General features: G+C 38.5%; 22 protein-coding genes and 1 tRNA gene. 16 read left to right on the top strand and 7 right to left on the bottom strand.

All coding sequences use genetic code 11. From position 1 onward, the window contains the following. Window positions 1-3: 3 nt before the first annotated feature. Entirely contained in the window at window positions 4-726 is a 723-nt protein-coding gene (gene rsuA, locus ACU696_RS10895) for a 16S rRNA pseudouridine(516) synthase RsuA (protein WP_109911580.1), read from the bottom strand. A gap of 223 nt (window positions 727-949) precedes the next feature. Here rsuA and ACU696_RS10890 point away from each other — a divergent pair, with 223 nt between their 5' ends. Beyond that, window positions 950-2,707, top strand: a complete 1,758-nt coding sequence (locus tag ACU696_RS10890; RefSeq protein ID WP_110731997.1) for a DEAD/DEAH box helicase — start codon at window positions 950-952, stop codon at window positions 2,705-2,707. A gap of 166 nt (window positions 2,708-2,873) precedes the next feature. Next, window positions 2,874-3,155 carry a 50S ribosomal protein L25 gene (gene rplY / locus ACU696_RS10885; protein ID WP_004260060.1) on the top strand — a complete coding sequence of 94 codons (282 nt, stop codon included), beginning with the start codon at window positions 2,874-2,876 and terminating at the stop codon, window positions 3,153-3,155. A 96-nt stretch (window positions 3,156-3,251) separates the two neighbouring features. Here the strand turns inward: rplY and yejK are convergent, their stop codons facing one another. After that, on the bottom strand, window positions 3,252-4,253 hold the full coding sequence (yejK, locus tag ACU696_RS10880) for a nucleoid-associated protein YejK (RefSeq protein ID WP_004911936.1): 1,002 nt from the start codon (window positions 4,251-4,253) through the stop codon (window positions 3,252-3,254). A gap of 242 nt (window positions 4,254-4,495) precedes the next feature. Here yejK and ACU696_RS10875 point away from each other — a divergent pair, with 242 nt between their 5' ends. From ACU696_RS10875 to ACU696_RS10860, 4 genes are all read left to right on the top strand, one after another. Next, window positions 4,496-4,723, top strand: a complete 228-nt coding sequence (locus ACU696_RS10875) for a YejL family protein (protein WP_004911940.1) — start codon at window positions 4,496-4,498, stop codon at window positions 4,721-4,723. Between the two features lie 21 nt (window positions 4,724-4,744). Next, a complete protein-coding gene (gene yejM, locus ACU696_RS10870) occupies window positions 4,745-6,460 on the top strand; it encodes an LPS biosynthesis-modulating metalloenzyme YejM (protein WP_109911578.1) in 1,716 nt (571 codons plus the stop codon). Window positions 6,461-6,533: 73 nt separating this feature from the next. Then, window positions 6,534-6,610 (top strand) — tRNA-Pro (locus tag ACU696_RS10865). Window positions 6,611-6,887: 277 nt separating this feature from the next. Beyond that, entirely contained in the window at window positions 6,888-7,307 is a 420-nt protein-coding gene (locus tag ACU696_RS10860; protein WP_447343105.1) for a GNAT family N-acetyltransferase, read from the top strand. 18 nt (window positions 7,308-7,325) lie between these two features. On the opposite strand, the gene ACU696_RS10855 is transcribed toward ACU696_RS10860, so the two are convergent. Next, window positions 7,326-7,859, bottom strand: a complete 534-nt coding sequence (locus ACU696_RS10855; protein ID WP_109911576.1) for a GNAT family N-acetyltransferase — start codon at window positions 7,857-7,859, stop codon at window positions 7,326-7,328. A gap of 220 nt (window positions 7,860-8,079) precedes the next feature. On the opposite strand from ACU696_RS10855, the gene ACU696_RS10850 reads away from it, so the two are divergent. Continuing rightward, on the top strand, window positions 8,080-8,340 hold the full coding sequence (locus ACU696_RS10850; protein ID WP_004912115.1) for a DinI-like family protein: 261 nt from the start codon (window positions 8,080-8,082) through the stop codon (window positions 8,338-8,340). A 190-nt stretch (window positions 8,341-8,530) separates the two neighbouring features. Here ACU696_RS10850 and ACU696_RS10845 read toward each other — a convergent pair whose 3' ends face one another. Further along, window positions 8,531-8,773 (bottom strand): hypothetical protein, encoded by a 243-nt coding sequence (locus tag ACU696_RS10845; protein ID WP_004912116.1) that lies wholly within the window; start codon window positions 8,771-8,773, stop codon window positions 8,531-8,533. A gap of 172 nt (window positions 8,774-8,945) precedes the next feature. On the opposite strand from ACU696_RS10845, the gene ACU696_RS10840 reads away from it, so the two are divergent. The 3 genes from ACU696_RS10840 to ACU696_RS10830 all read left to right on the top strand — a co-directional run bounded on the left by ACU696_RS10840 (window position 8,946) and on the right by ACU696_RS10830 (window position 11,643). Beyond that, window positions 8,946-9,620, top strand: a complete 675-nt coding sequence (locus ACU696_RS10840; RefSeq protein ID WP_004912118.1) for a response regulator — start codon at window positions 8,946-8,948, stop codon at window positions 9,618-9,620. After that, complete coding sequence (locus tag ACU696_RS10835) at window positions 9,610-10,971, top strand: sensor histidine kinase (RefSeq protein WP_109911574.1); 1,362 nt, start codon at window positions 9,610-9,612, stop codon at window positions 10,969-10,971. Before ACU696_RS10840 ends, ACU696_RS10835 begins: the two co-directional genes overlap by 11 nt. A gap of 96 nt (window positions 10,972-11,067) precedes the next feature. Beyond that, entirely contained in the window at window positions 11,068-11,643 is a 576-nt protein-coding gene (locus ACU696_RS10830; RefSeq protein WP_004912122.1) for a cysteine hydrolase family protein, read from the top strand. 20 nt (window positions 11,644-11,663) lie between these two features. Here the strand turns inward: ACU696_RS10830 and ACU696_RS10825 are convergent, their stop codons facing one another. Then, the gene (locus ACU696_RS10825; RefSeq protein WP_110731998.1) at window positions 11,664-12,506 is read right to left on the bottom strand and encodes a D-amino-acid transaminase; all 843 of its coding nucleotides are present in this window, start codon (window positions 12,504-12,506) and stop codon (window positions 11,664-11,666) included. A 450-nt stretch (window positions 12,507-12,956) separates the two neighbouring features. Continuing rightward, entirely contained in the window at window positions 12,957-13,481 is a 525-nt protein-coding gene (locus tag ACU696_RS10820; RefSeq protein ID WP_117162375.1) for an anti-virulence regulator CigR family protein, read from the bottom strand. A 332-nt stretch (window positions 13,482-13,813) separates the two neighbouring features. Here ACU696_RS10820 and ACU696_RS10815 point away from each other — a divergent pair, with 332 nt between their 5' ends. From ACU696_RS10815 to ACU696_RS10795, 5 genes are all read left to right on the top strand, one after another. Beyond that, window positions 13,814-15,064, top strand: coding sequence for a mechanosensitive ion channel family protein (locus ACU696_RS10815; protein WP_004912130.1), 1,251 nt, complete (start codon window positions 13,814-13,816; stop codon window positions 15,062-15,064). Between the two features lie 299 nt (window positions 15,065-15,363). Further along, the gene (locus ACU696_RS10810) at window positions 15,364-17,793 is read left to right on the top strand and encodes a DMSO/selenate family reductase complex A subunit (RefSeq protein ID WP_004912136.1); all 2,430 of its coding nucleotides are present in this window, start codon (window positions 15,364-15,366) and stop codon (window positions 17,791-17,793) included. A gap of 11 nt (window positions 17,794-17,804) precedes the next feature. Continuing rightward, window positions 17,805-18,422, top strand: a complete 618-nt coding sequence (locus tag ACU696_RS10805) for a DMSO/selenate family reductase complex B subunit (RefSeq protein ID WP_110731999.1) — start codon at window positions 17,805-17,807, stop codon at window positions 18,420-18,422. A gap of 1 nt (window position 18,423) precedes the next feature. Further along, entirely contained in the window at window positions 18,424-19,200 is a 777-nt protein-coding gene (locus ACU696_RS10800; RefSeq protein ID WP_004912143.1) for a dimethyl sulfoxide reductase anchor subunit family protein, read from the top strand. Window positions 19,201-19,351: 151 nt separating this feature from the next. After that, a complete protein-coding gene (locus tag ACU696_RS10795; RefSeq protein WP_004912146.1) occupies window positions 19,352-19,945 on the top strand; it encodes a TorD/DmsD family molecular chaperone in 594 nt (197 codons plus the stop codon). 58 nt (window positions 19,946-20,003) lie between these two features. Here ACU696_RS10795 and ACU696_RS10790 read toward each other — a convergent pair whose 3' ends face one another. Further along, the gene (locus tag ACU696_RS10790) at window positions 20,004-20,546 is read right to left on the bottom strand and encodes a DUF924 family protein (RefSeq protein WP_164528677.1); all 543 of its coding nucleotides are present in this window, start codon (window positions 20,544-20,546) and stop codon (window positions 20,004-20,006) included. Between the two features lie 401 nt (window positions 20,547-20,947). Between ACU696_RS10790 and ACU696_RS10785 the strand changes: the two genes are divergently transcribed. Then, entirely contained in the window at window positions 20,948-21,217 is a 270-nt protein-coding gene (locus tag ACU696_RS10785) for a hypothetical protein (RefSeq protein WP_004912150.1), read from the top strand. Window positions 21,218-21,222 lie beyond the last annotated feature (5 nt).

Raw genomic sequence — 21,222 nt, 5'->3', positions numbered from 1 at the left:
TCTTTAAACTCCTGCTGTTTTTTTACGTGGTACATTAATGCTGTTGATTTCTTCTTCCGTCAGTGGGCGGTATTCTCCTGGCTCAAGAGCATCATCGAGCCAAATTTCCCCAACACGTTCACGGTGTAACCCACAAACGTGGTTTCCTACCGCTGCAAACATACGTTTTACTTGATGATAACGCCCTTCGCTAATCGTCAGCCTGACATCTCTAGGGCTAATAATTTCCAGTTTCGCTGGTTTAGTTGGATGTTTTTCCCCATTGAGCATAACGCCCTGAGCAAACTTCTCAGCAACATCTTGAGCAATATCATCACTCAATTGAACTCGGTACGTTTTTTCACAATGATGCTTGGGTGAAGTAATGCGATGTGACCATTGGCCATCGTCCGTCAATAATACAAGGCCGGTTGTATCGATATCTAAACGCCCTGCTGAATGCAGTTTTTGTGCAAGAGGCTCATCAATAAAAAAAAGAATTGTTGGATGTGTTGGGTCATCTGTTGAGCAAATATAGCCTTGTGGTTTATGTAACATAAAATAACGCGGCCCAGTAACTTGTACGAGGACATTGCCATCATAAGCGACTTCATGGTCAATCGTAACTTGAAAAGCCCCTGATTTAACGATTTCATCATCAACCGTTACAAGCCCTGCGCGCAGTTCTCGCGCTACCAAACTTCGGCTTATCCCTAATTGCTGGGACAAAAATTTATCCAGTCGCATAGATTCTCTTAACTTGATGGAATGCCAGTGAAGCGTACAATAACGCTCAACTGTCAGAATATAGAGTGAAAGGTTGTTGTGATTGTTATCACATAATTCATTATAACAATAACCCTTGTGAAGTGATAGTTTCACCGAAACAACTCACATCTTTAGACAGAGTCATCGTTTTAAATTAAATTTAACGTCATTCACCTGATTTAATTACATAATGCTGAATAATATGCCTTTTGTTTTACGCCCATACCAACAAGAAGCTGTCGATGCGACGGTTGATTATTTCCGTAAACAGACTCACCCTGCCGTAATTGTCTTGCCAACTGGAGCAGGTAAAAGCTTAGTGATCGCTGAATTGGCGCGGCTTGCTCGTGGCCGAGTGCTGGTATTAGCACATGTAAAAGAATTAGTTGAGCAGAATCATGCTAAGTACCTCACATATGGCCTACAAGCCGATATATTTGCCGCAGGTCTAAATCGAAAAGAATCTCAAAGCAAAGTCGTGTTTGGTAGCGTGCAATCTGTTGCTCGAAACCTTAAAGCCTTTGATGCACATTTTTCGTTAGTGATTATTGATGAGTGTCACCGTATAAGTTTGAATGATAAAAGCCAATACCAACAAATCATCCAGGCTTTACAGTCCAATAACCCTTCATTACGTATTTTAGGATTAACCGCCACGCCCTACCGTCTCAACAGTGGTTGGATTTACCAATACCATTACCATGGTATGGTACGTGGCGATGAAAATTGTTTTTTCCGTGAGTGTATTTATGAACTACCTCTACATTATATGATTAAAAACAAATTCTTAGTACCACCTGAACGCTTAGATATGCCTGTTCTCCAATATGATTTTAGCCAAGTTTCACTGACATCATCAGGTATTTTTAATGAACAAGAGCTTAATCTGTCATTAAAAAAGCAGCAACGCATTACCCCTAAAATTATTGAGCAAGTTATTGAATATGCAGCACCATTACAAGGCTGTATGATTTTTGCAGCAACGGTTGAGCACGCAAAAGAAATTTTGGGCTATTTACCCCAAAACAGTGCGGCATTAGTGACAGCTGAAACCCCTGCCGCTGATAGGCAAGCAATTATTAACCAATTTAAAAACAAAGAATTACACTATCTCGTTAACGTTTCAGTATTAACAACTGGGTTTGATGCGCCTCATGTTGATGTGATTGCGATTTTACGACCCACAGAGTCAGTCAGCTTATACCAACAAATTGTTGGCCGAGGATTACGCCTATCCGAAGGAAAAACCCGCTGTTTAATCTTAGATTATGCCGGTAATCCACATGATTTGTTTCGGCCTGAAGTGGGTTCTAGTAGACCCAACTCAACCAGTGTTCCCGTGCAAGTTTTCTGTCCATTGTGCCAATTTGCGAATATTTTTTGGGGTAAATGTACCTCTGATGGGCAAATTATTGAACATTACGGCCGGCGCTGCCAAGGCTGGGAAGAGGATGAAAATAGGCAGAAAAAACAATGTGAATTTCGTTTTCGCTTCAAGCAATGTCCACATTGCGGTGCAGAAAATGATATTGCTGCTCGTCGCTGCCAAAAATGCCAAGAGGTGCTTACCGACCCTGACGATATGCTAAAAGCCGCATTAAAACTTAAAGATGCATTAATCATTCGTTGCGGTGGTATGCAATTCATTACTGGAAGTGATTCCAAAGGTGAATGGATTAAAATAAATTATTTTGATGAAGACGGAACTAGCGTTTCTGAACGTTTTCGCTTAGCGACGCCCGCACAAAAACGCGTATTCGAATATCGTTTTTTACGAGAGCATCAGCGTGCTCCGGGTGTTCCATTTAAATGGAATAGTGCAAATGATATATTATTGCAGCAATCTTTATTACGTTATCCTCAATTTATTGTTGCACGCAAAAAAGAGCGTTTTTGGGAAATTAGAGAGAAAATCTTCGATTATCAAGGGCGTTTTCGCGTTGCAGATTCTCTATCATAAAGCGAAAACGATCATAATGATTGCTGGATGATGAATTTTTCGTTAAAATGCCGCCCGCCTTCCGATATCTTGTTCGCTGAATGAAGTATCCATAGGCCAAATCTCGAACCTGCTGCTGGGTCGCCTGTAGCAGGAATTTATATTTTCTTTTTATAGAGAAATAGTAATGTTAACTATCAATGCAATTGAACGTAAAGAGCAGGGTAAGGGTGCGAGCCGCCGCCTGCGCAGAGATAACCAGCTTCCAGCTATCGTTTACGGTGGCAACCAAGAAGCTATCTCTGTAACTCTTAACCACGATGAAATCATCAACCAAGAAAGCAAAGCAGAATTTTACGAAGTTCTGAACCTGGTTATCGATGGTAAAGAAACAAAAGTAAAAGTTCAGGCTGTTCAACGTCACCCATTTAAGCCAAAAGTGACGCACATTGACTTCCTGCGCGCTTAATTAAAGCCCACAGCCGAGCTTTAGAATTTTCGGGACGCCGAGTAAATAACGCCGCAATTGCGGCGTTATTTATTTCTACCGATTCAACGCCACAGCCTATTTAGCCCCCCGGCGTTGTAACTGGTCACGCAAATTAGGTGGTGTACCGCGAATGGTCAACGTATCAGTGACAGGGTCCCAAAAGATACGCTCTCCCATAAGCATCGCATCAAAGCTAATCGTGATCCCTCCGCCACTCCCTGAGAACTTCGTTAATTGCTTCAACGTTCCTCTATCGGCAGGGAAACTTTCTTCGAGTTGATAATCATTTTGGCGAGCGAAATCATCGAAGCTTTGTTCTTCAACCATTGGCAGCTCTTTTGCCAGCGCCTGTAACTCAATTTCCTCTCCAGACTGTAATTGTTCTGTACAATAACTATGCACTTGCTGGCGATAAGCTTGACGTGTGTTTTTGTCCATTTGTGCATTATCACAAAAATCGTCAAGTGCCTGTACCAAGCCTTTATTCTGAACTTTTGCATTTAATCCCTCTGATGCAGCCAAAAAGTCCATAAAGAAATCAGATACTTTTCGCCCTACTCTACCTTTTAAGAAAGTTAAATAGCGTTTTGATTCAGGATTGGTCTCCCATTCCGTTAAATCAATACGAGCGACAATATCTGCATGAGGAATATCTAAATAATGTGTGGTGCCTAAATCCAATGATTCCGTGACAAACATGCTGTCACAACTATTGAGCACCGCAATTAATAAATATTCGACCGCGAGGTAACGGTATTGACAAAAGAGAACCACGCCCCCTTCAGCAAAAGGATATTTGGCTAATTCATCTTTCAAGCGAACGGTCATCGCACGGCTGAACCCTAAAAACTCTTCCTCGCCTTTACGCAATAACTTTAACGCATCGGCAAGTTCACTTTCTTCGTTAAATTCGCCAAATGCTTTACTTTTTGCACTATAGACGCGGTGTAACTCTGCCATCATGTCTTGTACGACACCATCTGCTGTCAATAAAGAATCCCGCAACATCACCTCTAGGGTTTGCTCATCTCTTTTAATTAACTGGTGTAAAGCTATCTGGTTAATTTCCAGACTCATTGTTGGCTCCTTCGTTATAGCGAAAATAATGTTGCGCGTATTCAAACATTGATATTATTCCTCTGCAACAGAAACCATCATTTGTTCTATTTTCAGCCTAATTACGCTGAACTAATACGCACTTTACGAATCTGAATTAGCATTATTATCACTTAAACAAAAATTTGTTGCGAAGAAAGAAGAAAAACCAGCTGTGATACGCTATGATATGTAGCTTTCATTAATTTAGGATGTCTCAATTTATGCCACAATCATCTCGCTATAGTGATGAAAAAGTTGAAGGTTTACTTTCTGACCTCGTGAGCGTGTTAGAAAAAAACCACACCCCTGTTGACCTTTCCCTCATGGTGTTAGGTAATATGGTAACGAATCTGCTGAATACGTCGGTTGCGCCTGCGCAACGTAAAATGATTGCAGAATCATTCGCAAATGCATTACTTTCTTCTGTTAAAGAAGATCAATCACACTAATTGATTAATGAAATAAACAGTATGGTCACCCACCTGCGCTACCGTGACAAAGTCTCTAACATGATTGGTTGGGGGCACTGGTTTGCACTATTCAATATACTGCTTAGCCTCGTGTTAAGTAGTAGCTATCTGTTTATTTTTGATTGGCCAGATACCCTAACTGGCCGAATTTATGCTTTCGTCAGTTGGATTGGTCACTTTAGTTTTGTGGTCTTTGCGACTTACTTACTAATTGTTTTTCCACTGACCTTTATTGTTATGTCTCAGCGGCTGCTGAGGGTACTTTGTGTTGCCCTTGCAACGGCTGGTACAACGCTATTAATTTTTGATATCCGTGTTTTTAGCCAATTTGGTTTGCATTTAACACCACAAGTTTGGGACTTGGTCATCAACCCAACTAAGGGTGAGATGGCTCGTGAATGGCAACTGATGTTTATCAGCATTCCGATTATCTTTCTTGTTGAAATGTTATTTGCGACTTGGAGTTGGCAAAAATTACGTAGTTTAAATCGCCAAACATTTGGCAAACCGCTTGCGGGTATTTTTATTGTGACCTTTATTATGTCACACCTGATGTATGCATGGGCCGATGCTAATTTTTATCGCCCTATCACCATGCAACGCTACAATTATCCATTGTCACAACCCATGACAGCCCGCAAGCTGCTTGATAGATATGGCCTGTTAGACTTAACTGAACATCAAAACCGCGTATTCCAGCAAGGTAGCCCAACAGCACTTAAATTAAACTACCCATTGAAACCTTTAAGTTATTATGACCAAGGCGCCGATTACAACTTATTATTGTTGGTCATTGATGATCTTGGAGACAAATCTCAACAAGATTCTATGGGTGCGTTAAACGAATTTAAAGAAATCAGTACACAGTTTACGAATCACTACACTGCCGGTCTACGTAACGATACCGCGCTATTTGGCTTATTCTATGGTATTTCATCAACTTATTTCGATAATATTCTCAATGGTCGCCATCCATCAGCGCTAATCGAAGCCTTACAGCATCAAGGATATCAGTTTGGTTTATTCTCAACAGATGGCTTTAATTCTCCATTATTCAGGCAAGCTATTTTAGCGGATTACTCATTACCTGCAAAAACTGCAGATAATGACAACTTAACAGTGACACAATGGAGTAACTGGCTAGATAGCCTTAAGAATGACTCTCCTTGGTTCTCTTTCCTCAATATTAAAGGAACACCTGGAAGCGCGAAAACCAATGAACAAATCAATCGCGTGATGTCTGTATTACAGCGTGATAATCGCTTGCAAAACACCATTGTTGTTGTGACCGCAAATTACAATAACCAAGGAAAAGCAGAAAACGAGTGGTTAGATGGCAAACGCTTCAATCGTAATAATATGCAAGTGCCACTATTCATTTATTGGCCAAACACACCAGCGCAGCAAATAGATAAGCTAACTAGTCATCAAGATGTCATGACAACATTGATGCAGCGTTTACTACATGTCAGTAATCCACCCGATGATTACAGCCAAGGTGAGGATTTATTTAGTGTTAAACGTACTTACCCATGGGTGATCACCGGTGATAACGACGATGTTGTCATTACCACAGATAATGCCACCCTCTACATGGATCAAAATGGTCAGTTTAATATCTATGATAAACAAGGTGCTATAGAACGAAATGAAAAACCTGACTTGGCTGAGTTGTTGAAGATCTTTACTGAGTTAAAACGCTTTAATGAAAATTAGTGTTTAAATATCAACCAGTCGCATCTTCAGTCTATTGCTTTTAGAAGTAAAATGAGTAGTATTAATCAAAGTTCGGCATGTAGCGCAGCTTGGTAGCGCACCGTCATGGGGTGTCGGGGGTCGTAGGTTCAAATCCTATCATGCCGACCAAAATTCCCTAAGAAAACCAACCTATTACGGTTGGTTTTTTTGTATGTGTGATTTTAAAAAGGTAAAATGGCGGTAAAACTGGTGTAAAACCCCGACATGGTTATACTAGCTTTAACCAACTGCTTATACAGTCCAAAATACTCTCAATTCAATTGATAGATAGGTATACATGCCTATTTAAGCGCTACTTATTCATATTAATCTTTTACCTAAACCAATCCTATGCTGTAATATTTTCAAATTAAGACATTTAGCATTGATAAACAACTGATTGATAATGAAAACTAACTTTAGAGCCACAACACTAATTGATATAAATGCTATATTTTCCATAGATACCATTGCGACGACAGAACGCTATGAAGACATTACCCAATGGCTCGAACAAGAAATATGTTATGTACTGGAAGCCAACAACGAAATATTGGCGTATGGTGTTCTACATTATTATTTCTATTCCCATGCTTTTATAGAGTTATTAATGGTAAATAAAAACCATCGTCGGCAAGGCCTTGGACTCACCTTAATTAATAAACTAAAAATGCAGAGTAAAACCCCAAAAATTTTTACATCTACAAACCAATCGAATACAGCCACTCAACAACTCTTAATAAAAGCTGGCTTTATTCCTAGTGGATACATTGAAAATTTAGATGATAATGATCCCGAACTTATCTATTGCTATATATCTGATTAAAACCATCTAAATGGTGAACTATAATAGCGCTTTATTCATCACAACCGTTTGCAAGGTGTGATTAAATTGCTGATACACCTCTTGAGCTATCACTTCTGGATAGCTTAATACCCTAAGCTCATGCGGCTTATTTTCTGGGTAATAACTTGGATGTGCGTGAGCGTATTCAGTTTGTTGAAAACCGCAATGTTGATAAAAAGACCAACGTTTTTGGCTAACTTCATCAATAATGGGGTCTATTTCTAGAATCACTTTACCAACATCATGACAAAACAGTTTTAATACCTTTTGCCCATAACCTTGCCCTCTTAATATGGGGGAAATAGCAAGATGCTCAATGTAATAATAATCTTCGATTTTCCAACAACCAATGAAACCAATAAAAGTGTCATTCTCTTTGAAATTGAGCAAATAATAATCGCTATGATTTAATATTGCCTCTCTTCCTTGGTAGCTTCTTTGTTCATATAATGGAAAAGCTGTGTCATACAACTGGTTAATCATTGCTATCGCTTCGCTATCTTCACTTGAAACTCTTAAAGCATGTAACATTTAATCAAAACTCACCTTATAAAAAATATTTTCTAGCATACCTATTTTAAATTTTCTGACAATTATTTATCGTGCACTCATAATATTAACCTGTTGTTTTATCTTGCTATTATTTTTTCACTCCATTCGCTGATAAAAATATTTGTAGCTCTATATTGACTTTTTTACCTAATAGTTCTAAAAATACTGTATATTAATACAGTCTTTGCTAGAGGCTATCATGTTACGTATCGAAGTATTATTTGATAAGAACGCTCCACAAAAACCGAGTTCAATTGTTTTGCAAGCACTTGAAACTGAGATTTTACGCAAACTTCAAAACCAATATCCAGATATGATAACGCGGGTTGGGTTTAGCTCACAACAACGCGTTAACATCTCTGGAACTAAAATAACGGAAGATAAAATTCGTATTGAAGAGATACTGGAAGAAATATGGATGGATGATGGTTGGATCCCAGAAGAAACAACGGTGGATTAACCTAATACTTAAAGGAATGTTTACCCATTGTGTAACATTCCTTTTTCTTTTACTAAAAGTCGTAATTAAACCCAGCCTCATCAACAAAAACACTTCTACTTGCAGGAGAATAAAAGCAAGACAATACGTTGATTATTAAAGAAACTACTTATTTAATAATTTCTCATATCTAAATTTTACTCGTTGTTAATTAATAGATTTTATGCCTAAGAAAAGCTTTAATTTCTTTCACTGGATTTAATTTTTTATTTCCTTCACGAGTTATTCTAACTTGTGAAATACAGCTATCAACATTCACGCAAGTAGAAACTTCATTTAGCGTTAGAGTTGATAAGCTTACTGAGGGTGAATTATTGAAATCTTTCCCCATAAAGATTAAAGCAAATACGATTGCTACTATAAATAATGGCACCTCATAAAATACTTGTTTCATTATCAATGCTCTTATTGTTTGAGTGATGAAATGATAATAAACAATCTATTTCTTTGTACCTTAAAAATGAGTTAAACCAACCTTAAGATATGCTTAAATCTGATTCAAACTTGAACTATGCATATTGTCTGACACTCACTGCCTGCTTATACTTGTTCATAGAGGTGATAATATGAATATCCTATTAGTCGAAGATGATCTTCAGTTGGGAAAGGCACTATGTCGAGGGCTGGAATTGGCAGGCTTTAGTCCTTGTTGGGTAAGGCTACTTGCAGACGCAAAATTACAACTTGCATCCCGTAATTTTGACTTAATGCTCTTAGATTTAGGCTTGCCTGATGGCGATGGCCATGAAGAGCTCATTACTTGGCGTAATATGGGGGAAACTATCCCAATAATTATTCTTACAGCAAGAAACCAAATGGATAACCTAGTCTCTAGTTTAGACTCAGGTGCAGATGATTTTTTAACGAAGCCATTCGCTATGCCTGAGCTTATTTCTCGAGTAAAAGCAGTTAGCCGCCGTATGGCTGGTTTTTCATCTGAAATATGGCAACTAGGTAACCTGCAATTAAATCCTCTTAATCACCAAGTGACCCTTAATGAACAATTGCTATTGCTCTCCGGGAAAGAATATTTATTACTCTATGAATTAATAAGAAATGCGGATAATGTTGTCAGAAAAACAGATTTAGAGCAGCGTCTATTCGGGTTAGACGATGTGGAAAGTAACTCTTTAGAGGTTCATATTCATAATTTACGCCGAAAAATAGGTAAAGAGCGTATAATTACTATCCGTGGTATTGGTTATTTATTAAAAAAAGAAGCACCACTAAGTGAAAGTTAAATCATTTTTTATTTATACATTCGGACTACAAATTAGTTCAGTTATTTTTCTTTGGCTGTTATTAGTTGGTTGGCTACAATTTTTTTATTGGCCTTCAATTCATGATGAATTAAATGAACAACAGAACGTCATCACTCAAGGGTTTGCTAAAACACTTGATGTGGTTGCTGATAAGCCAGAATATTTCAATAAAATTGCTGATAATCTACAAGAACTTTATTCTACGGCGATGGAAAGTGGCGACGATATTAGTTATCGACCGTTTATGATTGTTAGAGATAAAGAAGGAAATGTCTATTATCGAAACAGTGACAAGCTACACGTTCCATCGCTGAAATCCGTTTCTGAGCTCGCTGTATTACATAAAGACTGGCACTTTACGTCTGCATGGAATGACAAAAATACCTTTGAAGTTGTGATTGCCGAATCTTATAGTGACCGTAAATCTTTATTAGGTAGCCCAGCCGAAGGCACCGCCATCCCCCTCGCTTTTATTTTGGCTATTATGCTGTTAGCGATTTTAATTACTGCTTACTTTAGCCTACGGCCTTTAAGGCAATCTGCAAAACTAATTTCTAGCCGCCAGCCGGGTAATTTAACGCCAATAGAAACGAAAGAACAATATAAAGAAATTAGACCTATCATTGCGGCAATCAATAACCTTATGTCTCGTGTTGATGCTGCAAATCAACGCGAAAAGCGTTTCATGGCAGATGCCGCACATGAATTACGAACACCGATTGCAGCTGTCATAGCTCAATTACATTTATTAATGCAAATTGATAATCCCAAAGAAAAAGAAGAAATTATTAATGATATGCAAGAGACTTTAAATCGAGCAGCTTCTCTATCACATCAATTAATTGACTTAGCACGCTTAGAAACTGAAGATTTTTTATTAAATAAAGAGCAAATTGATCTTCCTGTATTAATCAGTCACTTAATATCCTCACATATACCTTACGCCATTAACAAAGACATTGATGTCGAACTACAAAGCCCAAAATCTTTTTATATCCTCACTGATAAACTTGCACTGAGTAATATTTTTACCAATTTGATAGAAAACGCGATTAAATACTGCCCAGAAAAAGGGAAAATAAAAGTTATTTTAAAAGACCTGACTCCATTTGGTGGAACTATTTCCGTTCAAGATAATGGCCGAGGAATTCCAGAAGAAAGCCGTCAACTTATATTTTCTCGTTTTTATCGAGTACCTGGAACAATGGAAACCGGAAGCGGTTTAGGTTTATCTATCGCCCAAAATTTAGCCCATAAAATCGGTGCTGTAATTAGAGTTACTGATGGATTAGACAATCGAGGCATTGGTTTTATTATTGACTTACCCTAAATCTAATTATGTTATTGAGTTAACAGCATTCACTATTTTTTCTAGCTAGAATACACCTTTTATAAGTTATTATACGTACACTTAAAAGAGGCAATAATGTCCAAGGCATTAGTTATTATTGATCTCATTGAAGAGATAATTGGTAAAAATGGCTTATCTAATTCAAGCTATCAACAGACTTGCTCTCGCAAAATTGTTGAAAAAGCCAATCAAGCAGCACAATATGCAAGAAGTCATCATATCCCAGTTATTTGGGTTAAAGTTGGGTTTTCAGACAATTACCACGATGTTCCTGCTGGCTCCCCAATGTTTCAGCAAGCCAAAAGCCTTGGTGCCTTAAAATTAAGTGGTAATGGGTGTAATTGGGCTCATGACCTTGAAGTGGCATTTCGTGACCCTGTTATGATTAAAAAAGGGGTTTCTGCATTTGCAGGAAACCATTTCCATAAATGGCTTACCGAAAATGGCATTACAGAATTGTTTATTGGCGGAGTTAGTACCGTAAAAGCCATTGAAAGTACGGCTCGGCAGGCTCATGACTTAGGGTATTATGTCACTGTACTTGAAGATTTATGTGCCGCTCCAACGCCAGAACTCCACCAGCAAAGTATTCAGGCATTGGATGGAATGGTAACGGTTTCTTCCGTTAAAGAATTTATGCAATTAAAATAACACTTAGGTATCTGATGAGATTATTTTAATTTTTGCAAGTATATCTCCCGTAGCCGGGTAGCAAGTTTCCCCGGCTTACCTTCCCCAATTAATTGGTTATTCACCATAATAACTGACCAAACTAATGTCGTTGCAGAAGTAATAAAAACTTCTTTTGCTTCTAACATTTCATCAATGCTAAATGACTTTTCAACAATGTCTATTTCTTGCTCCCGAGCAAGCTGTAAAATTGCTTGGCGAGTAATACCTGGCAATATCTTATTACTTAGTCCTCGTGTTTGTATTTGGTTCTGAGGGTTAATAATAAAACAATTACTGGAACTTCCTTCCGTAACATAGCCATTTTTAACAAAAATAGCGTCATCTGCACCTTGTTGCTTAGCGTATTCTTTCGCCATAGAAGCCGCTAATAAGGCGACTGTTTTAATATCACAACGTTGCCAACGAATATCATCGACAGTGATGACTTTTATTCCATATTTAGACTTTTCATTTTCAACAATCTTCGTCTTTTGTGTAAATAAGACCAATGTTGGCTTCGTTTTATTATCAGGATATAAAAAATTGCGTTGTTTTGCATTACCACGAGTCAATTGTAAATATACAAGCCCTTCCTCTATATTATTTTGTAGAACTAATTGAAGATGAATTTGCTTTAATTCTGCTAAATCGTAAGGTAATGATAGCTGTAATTCAGCACAAGAACGCTGCAAACGAGCCATATGATGTTCAAAGTCAACTAGCTTACCGTTAATTACTGCTGTCACTTCATATACTGCATCAGCAAATAAAAAACCACGGTCAAAAACAGATACTGATGCTTCTTCTGCAGGTAAAAACTGGCCATTCACATAAGCAATCATGCGCTGTATTCCTTTATCAATCAAATCATTACCTAACCTCTAATTAACCATACACCATATTATAAAAATTACCTTTCAATTCTTCACATTTTTGTAGTCATTTATAGATTTTCATCCGTCTTATCGGAGTATCTTTCAACCAAAAAGAATTCCAGCAAAGAGATTAAAATATAGTTTAATATTTAAAATTATTTTTAATATTAACTTGACATTAACATGCTAATTGCTAAAATGTTCTCACGTGATCTGGATCACATTTTAATTTGGGGTTACCGATGAACAGCATCAAAGAATTTATCAGCAGTGTGCAAGAAGTTATTGAATTACTCTCTAAACGTTTTATGTAAGCAAGTTAATCATTTTTCAGTCAATCAAACCTTTTAGTTACCTAATCATTAGCGTTAATTGCATTTATTTTGCACAACGACCTTGCAATCAAGGTCGTTTTTTTTATTCAAAAACATTTTCAATAATTTCAGCTACAACCATTGTCCCTATCGCAACTAAAATAAGATCCTGACCACTTACTTTCCATTCATAGCCGACATAAACAGGTAATTGTGCCAAAAATGGTGAAGGTAACGTTTTTTTTGCAATACCTGGAGGAAGCGGTTTTCCCCTACTCACTTGCTTTGCAATACCTGGCGGCAAGCCTCGATATCCCGTCAAACCATATTCAATAGCCAAAGGCCTTACATGACCAAAACTCACATTAAAACTCACATTCGAACCCCGTTGTTTATCGTAATACTTGTTCGATTTGGCATGTTTTAGCTGTTGATTGCCATTCTCTTTATTTGGTTTATCTTTGTTCTGATTTCCTTTATTTCCATGAATTTTTTGATTCCCCTTACCATTTTCTTGACCTTGATTGCCATTAGAAGATGAATTTGCAAATAATGGCGTACAAGCAATAACAGGCAATAAGATATACTGCAAAAGAACTGAACAAATCGGTTTTTTAAATATGTTCATAATAAATTCCTGCAAAGTTAATATAATATTAGGAGTATTTTTAAGAACATTATGCTTAGTTATAGAGACTCACAATCAGAAAATACTTATCACACGTAATGTTATGTAAATGTTACTTAACCCATCAAATTAACGAATGTCCTCCTTTATAATAACCTTTATTATCATTAGTATTGCTTTCATATACTAAGCAATACTTAGAACTAACAATAAGAATTAGGACGGAGTTTAATATTGTTCGCCATGAATTTTCATTACTAATATGATAAGGTCGTTTGACTATCTAATATTTTTATAAGTAATCGTTCCTAACCCCTAAAGAAGGAGAAACCATGCAGCAGCAACTGCTAGACTGGGTACGTCAGTTCAACCAAGATTACGCTAACCTTGCCTCTTTACTGATAGTGCTCGGTTTAATTCTGATCGTCGCCTGCGTATTACATTTAATTCTACATAAAATATTACTTCCACAACTCGAAAAGCGCGGGCAAAAAAGTGCAGGAACTTGGGTTCATTTAATCACTCAACATAATCTTTTTAATCGCTTTGCTTTTGTTATTCAAGGTGTTGTTGTCAATATCCAAGCAACGCTATGGTTGCATTCAGGTTCGACAGCACAAGCCGTTCTAAAGGTCGGTTCACAAGCATGGTGCCTATTATTTGGCTTACTCACCCTCTATTCTGTTCTTGATATTATACTCGGTGTGCTCCAGCGTGCCGCCAAAACTGCGCATTTACCGCTTAGAGGAATATTCCAAAGCCTTAAGCTGATTGCCACAATTTTAATTGGCATCATGATAATTGCGCTATTAATTGGTAAATCCCCACTAATTATTCTCAGCGGTCTTGGCGCAATGACCGCCGTCATGATGTTAGTTTTTAAAGACCCCATTATGGGCTTAGTTGCAGGAATTCAACTTTCAGCCAATAACATGGTTAATATTGGTGATTGGTTAGAAATGCCTAAATACGGCGCTGATGGCGCTGTTGTAGATATTGGTTTAACCACAGTAAAAGTGCGTAACTGGGATAACACAGTTACAACCATTCCTACTTATGCCCTTATTTCTGATTCCTTCAAAAATTGGAAAGGAATGACAGAATCAGGTGGCCGCAGAATTAAGCGTAGTGTCCGCTTAGATGCCAGCAGTGTACATTTTTTAACACCTGAAGAAATAGAGCAATGCATTAAAGCAAATTTACTTGAACCCTATATCGAACAAAAAATATCGGAGATTCAAGTCTTTAATTCTAGTCTACCTGATGATAAAGCGGTTCCTTTAAATCAACGCCGTTTGACGAATATAGGGACTTTCCGAGCTTATATTGAAGCTTATTTAAAATCACACCCTAATATTCACAAAAATATGACGATCATGGTCAGGCAGCTAGAATCTGACACAAATGGTATCCCAATCGAAATATATGCATTTACCAATACAACTGTATGGGTGGAATATGAAAGAATACAGTCAGACATTTTTGACCATATTTTTTCCATCCTTCCGCAATTTAATCTGATGGTACATCAATCACCTACCGGAAATGATGTTAGAATGATAGGCAATTCCCCAGAAAAATAATTAATACTAAGTGATTAGTTAAATTTTCTTATTCATCTACATCTAAAGTGGTATTTAAAAGAGGGATATATCCCTCTTTTTCCTTAGTTCTTGCCCATCGCTATATAAAAATCAATATTTCGATAGTTAATAAAAATAAAACTAATTTATGTTCTGATGAATAAAAAACCCTTATAAATTAAATAAATACATTCACCTTATCAGGGATAACATTGATGTAAGTCATGTAACTCAACAGAAACTTTTTTTAACATATAAAACAAGAAAGTAATGTTGTTATTTACATATAGGCAATGTCAATGCATAAAAATAAAATAAATACTCAATTTGGAGAACTGAGCAGGAGGGAGTTTATACAAACCTCTGCAACCGTTGCGGGTGTCGCTGCTGTTGCTGGCTCAATCACTCTTCCTTTTGCTGTTCAAGCAAAAACACCAGCAATCATGCCTGACGAAGTCAGTGAAAAAATTAGCTATAGCGCATGCTTAGTAAACTGTGGTAGCCGTTGTCCGTTAAAAGTTCATGTGAAAGATGGTGTTATCAGCCGTATTTCCAATGAAACGATGTATGACGACTCAACATTAGGTGAACACCAAATCCGTCCATGCTTACGTGGTCGTTCAGTGCGTTGGAAAACCTACAACCCAGATCGTTTAAAATACCCAATGGTTCGCGTTGGTAAACGTGGTGAAGGTAAATTTAAAAAGATTTCATGGGATGAGGCGACAACCATTATCGCCGAAAAACTGAAGTATACCATTGATAAATATGGAAGTGATGCCATTTATTACCAATATGGCTCGGGTTCAACAGGCGCAAACTTACACGGCCGTGCCGCTTGTAAACGTTTATTAAGCTTAACCGGTGGTTTCTTGGGTGATTATGGCACATATTCATATGCTCAATTAATGGAAATCACGCCTTACGTATATGGTAGCGTAGAAGAATCCTATTTATCTGAAATCCAAAATTCTGACTTAGTTGTCATGTTTGGCCACAACCTTGCTGAAACACGTATGTCTGGTGGCGGTCAATTTTACGAAACTCTCAATGCGTTAGATAAAAGCAAAGCAAAAGTTATTATCATTGACCCGCGCCGCACCGATAGCGTCACAACCCTTGGTGCAGAATGGATCCCAATTTATCCAGGTACTGATGCAGCATTAGTTGCGGCTCTCGGCTATGTCATGATCGAAGAACAGCTGACTGATGAAGAATTTCTGAAAAATTATTGTGTCGGCTGGGATGAATCGACCTTACCTGCTTCTGCACCGCGCAATGCATCATATAAAGATTATATTTTAGGAAATGGCCCTGATGGTATCGCTAAAACACCGGAGTGGGCAAGCAAATTAACGGGTATCTCAGTCGCACGTATTAAGCAACTTGCACGTGAAATCGGCAATGCAAATAGAGCATGGATCTCACAAGGCTGGGGCTTACAACGCACAGAAAATGGCGAGCAAGCTTGTCGCTCCATTATGATGTTACCTCTGATGTCCGGCAACATTGGTCGTGCTGGAACAAATACTGGGCTGTGGGGGAATAGCTATGCTTACCCTGTTGCAGGTTTTGCTTTACCTAACCCAGTAAAAGCCTTGATTCCGACTTATATGTGGTCAGAAGCGATTGTTCGCGGGAAAGAATTAACTGCAGAAAATGGTGGCATTAAAGGTGTTGATAAACTAAACAACGACATCAAGTTTATGTGGTGTTACTCCAGTAATGTCATTGGTAACCAACATGGCGATTTAAATAAAACGCATGAAATACTGGCGGATGAATCAAAATGTGAATTTATTTTAGTATGGGATAACCATGATACCCCATCCGCAAAATATGCAGATTTATTATTACCGGATGTCACAACGGTTGAAACCAACGATTTAATCAATAACTCCTATGCAAGTGGTGCGTATCACTATTTAGTTCGCCTACAAAATGCGATTGAGCCACTGTGGGAAAACCGCCCTAACTATGATGTTTTAGCCGAAATTGCTGAAAAAATGGGTGTAAAAGAGCAATTTACCGAAGGCCGTACCTACGCTGAATGGATTGAGTTCTGTTATAACAAAACACGTGAAAAAATGCCTCATTTACCTGAGTTCAGCGAAACCGACGGAGCGGGTATTATCGATCGTAAGTTCCTGAACAGCTCAGAAAATATTGCATTGAAGAAATTCCGTGATGACCCAATCAATAACCCATTAAAGACGCCGTCAGGTAAAGTGGAAATCTATTCAGAACAACTGGCTGAGCGTGTCAAAAATTGGGAGTTACCCGAAGGCCAGCGTATTCCTGCAATTCCTGAGTATTGCGTCAATAAAGAAGGCGTTGAAGCCCAAGCAAGCCAGCAAAAGCATCCGCTATTAATGACGGGCTTTCATGATAAAGGCCATGTGCATTCATCATATTACAATGTTGCGATGCTCCGTGAAGCCATTCCACATCAGTTTTGGCTCAACCCAATCGATGCTCAGCAACGCGGCTTGAACAATGGTGATATGGCGGAAATATTTAATGACCGTGGGCGTATTCAAATTAAAGTGAAAGTAACAGAGCGTGTATTACCTGGTGTTATCGCCGTTCCACAAGGTGCATGGCGTACTCTCAATGATGATGGGCTAGATGTCGGTGGTTGTATCAATACACTAACCTCACATGTCCCTTCGCCATTGGCTAAAGGTACCCCACAACATACTAACCTTGTTGAAGTTAAACGCGCTTAAGGAGTTGAATGATGAAACAATATGGCTTTTACTTTGACTCCACAAAATGCACTGGCTGTAAAACGTGTCAAGTCAGTTGTAAGGATGAAAAAGATTTAGATTTAGGTCCAAAATTCCGTCGCGTCTACGAATTTGGCGGCGGTAGTTGGCAAAAGCAAGATGGTATCTGGCAACAAAACGTCTTTAATTACTATCTTTCTATTTCATGTAACCATTGCTCAAACCCGACTTGTGTCGCGGGTTGCCCAACTGGTGCAATGCATAAACGTGAAGAAGATGGGTTAGTCGTGGTTGACCAATCCATTTGTGTTGGTTGTCGTTATTGTGAGTTGCGCTGCCCGTATGGCGCACCACAATTTGATGAGAAGAAAAAACTGATGAGTAAATGCGACGGCTGTTATGAGCGTGTCGCAAAAGGGATGAAACCTGTTTGCGTTGAATCTTGCCCGCAGCGTGCTTTAGATTTTGATGATATTAATGTTCTTCGTGAATTACACGGCACGGAGTGTGGTATTGCGCCAATGCCAGACCCAAGCCTGACGAACCCGAATATTGTTATCAAACCACATAAAGATGCGAAGCCATTTGGCGATAAAAGTGGCGAATTAAAAAACCCTGCGGAGGTATAAGATGCATGAATTACCACTCGTTTTTTTCACCGTCTTAGGACAGTCAGCTGCTGGGCTTTTCTTACTCGCTTATATCAGCCGTAGAATGGGTTCTATTGACGATAAACAGTTAAAAACTGCCAATATCGTGGCCTTTATTATTATGATAATAGGCTTAGGTATCGGTGGATTACACGTTGGCCAACCACTACGCTTCTTTAATATGCTGCTGGGTGTAGGCCGTTCACCAATGAGTAATGAAGCGTTCTTGAGTGGCGTATTTGTTGGATGCGCTGCTGCAACGTTGTTTTTTACTTTGTTTTTCAAACATACGTTATTACGTGAACTGGCTAATATTGCCGCGGTAGTGTCAGGACTTGCATTTGTTTGGTCAATACCTCAGGTATACAACATCGCCACTATTGCTAACTGGAATACCGGTTACACCACACTACAAATGTGGATGACGATGTTAGTCGGAGGCGGTGCACTCGCCATTGCAATCGGTGCTCGTGGCCTAGGTATTGCTTCATTCTTAATAGGTACTTTCGCTATTTTTGCTAGCCGTGCTGGTTACCAAGCTTTCTTAACCGAAACTGGTCCAGCTCTTAGCAACGAACAAACTGGCTTCTGGGGTTTCCAAGTCGTTGTCTTAGCCATTGCTTTAGCCGCATTCGTTGGTATGGCGTTAAAGCACCGCGCACCAAAAGCGACATTAGCGACTTGTGCTGCTGCAGTATTATTAGCTGAACTTGCTGGCCGCATCGCATTCTATAACTTGTGGCAAATAACCATGTAAGACGTTGTTATTACTATGTTATAGTGTTTCATAAAAGAACCCCACTTGGGGTTCTTTGTTTAGAAATCCAACACCATCCTGCATCAATATAACTGCAGGAAATCAGATAATGATGTCAGCCTTTAGCACGAAATAAGACGGATAAAATAATATGATTGACACGACAATGATCCGCATCCTTGGTGCGTTTTTCTACTACCCTCCGCAATCGGACACTTTACGCAATGTCTACCCTGTCTTGGGTGAAATACCACAATTACATTCTTGGGAAAACCCAGAGCAAATTCAGGCTATTTGTACTTTGTTGTCACAAATACAACCTGATGATATTGCGTATGATTATTCAATTTTATTCGAAGGACAAGGTAGTATGCCCGCTCCGCCTTGGGGCTCAGTGTATTTAGAACATGATAATACGGTTATGGGAGAGTCAACAACGGCTTATCGCGACTTCTTGCAAACGAAAGGTCTAGTCACTGATACAGGGCTACGAGAACCAGAAGACCAATTTGGCTTAATGATGATGGCCGTTTCTGCTTTAGCGGAACAAGAGGACGACAGCGCCATTATTACTTTATTTGAGCAATATTTATTGCCTTGGGCATATCGCTATTTAAAGTTAGTGCAGCAAAGCAAAACAGAGACTGCTTTTTACCCTACCCTTGCACAACTCACTGAAATTTACCTTAAATCACTACAATTGGAATTAGCGTTATCTCCAGTCAATACTGAATTATTCCGCTAAATAAAATACTAAACCAAATGAGCTTATTAAACAAAACATGGGCTCATTTGGTTGCAACCTAAAAAGAAGAGTTTGGCTCTTGTAAAAATGAAATTTCTTCTTGTGTTGATGCACGGCCTAAAATTTCATTACGGTGCGGATAACGGCCAAATTTATCAATAATCGCTTTATGTCGCATTTCAAAATCTAATGTGCCGTCGTCACCCAGCATGCGAAATAGCTCAACTGCCTGTAAATGAATAAAACTCGATTCAGAGTGCATAAATGGCATTAGAACAAACTTGCGCTGTGATAATGTCAGGAGATTATAATCATGTTGCTTAATCGCCTCTTGCGCTAATGCTAAAGCCATTGCGTCTTGAGCAAAAGACCTTGGCGTATCACGCCATAAATTACGAGAAAACTGGTCTAGAACAATAATTTCCGCTAAGCGCCCACGAATAGATGCCCGCCAATAAGCTAATTCTCCCTTAGCTGCACGTTCGCAAATATGCGCAAACCGTTGTGCTATCGTCAAATCAAATTTAGCGCTTTTTTCAAACCATTGTTTTGGTGTCGATTCCTCAAACCAAAATGAAAGCACTTCTTCCATGGCATTCATGATTTATTCCTATCTATTTTCTTATTAGTGGTTGTCATAATCCTAGTTAAAAAGAGCCTTAATTGACAGGCTTGAGCTCTAATATCGGTTAATTGCAGATAATTATTTTGTTTTTTGCGATCTAACACAAAAAAACACTCATTATCAACAAGGTAATTTTAACAATATTCCGCGTTATTTATTATTAAATCATTTATTTTCTATTTATAATAATTCGCAACTTTTTAATTTATAAAGATTTGCTTTTTAGTGTGCATGAGAGAATTCATCATGCCTAAATACATACATTTGGTTAACTCAATGTTAGAATTTAACCTATAATGCGTATGTGAATTAGATAGTTACTTACAGTCATTACTTTCAGCGGTTCATATTGGTTCTTATTAAGGAAGGCAATGTAAATGGCAGGACATATGGTACTCATTGGTTGGGCGTTATGGGTTAGCCCTTGTGGCACAGATTCATGTGATGCGTTACCGGTGACTGAAACTATTTTTACACAAGAACAATGTATTAGCCGAAAAAATTACCTAGAATCTAAGCGACCGAACCTCTATTTTCTCTGTGGTGAGGTCTATCGTGATAGCAATGAAATGACCGCTGAAGAGAAACATACCATACCCGCACCGCATCTCCCTCTCAGAACATTGCCAGAACGGCTTTCCCGTTAGTTTGA

The sequence above is a fragment of the Providencia sp. PROV_01 genome, assembly GCF_053098325.1.
The sequence above is the reverse complement of the archived record's forward strand: the minus strand, read 5'-3'. Positions and strand labels throughout refer to the sequence as shown.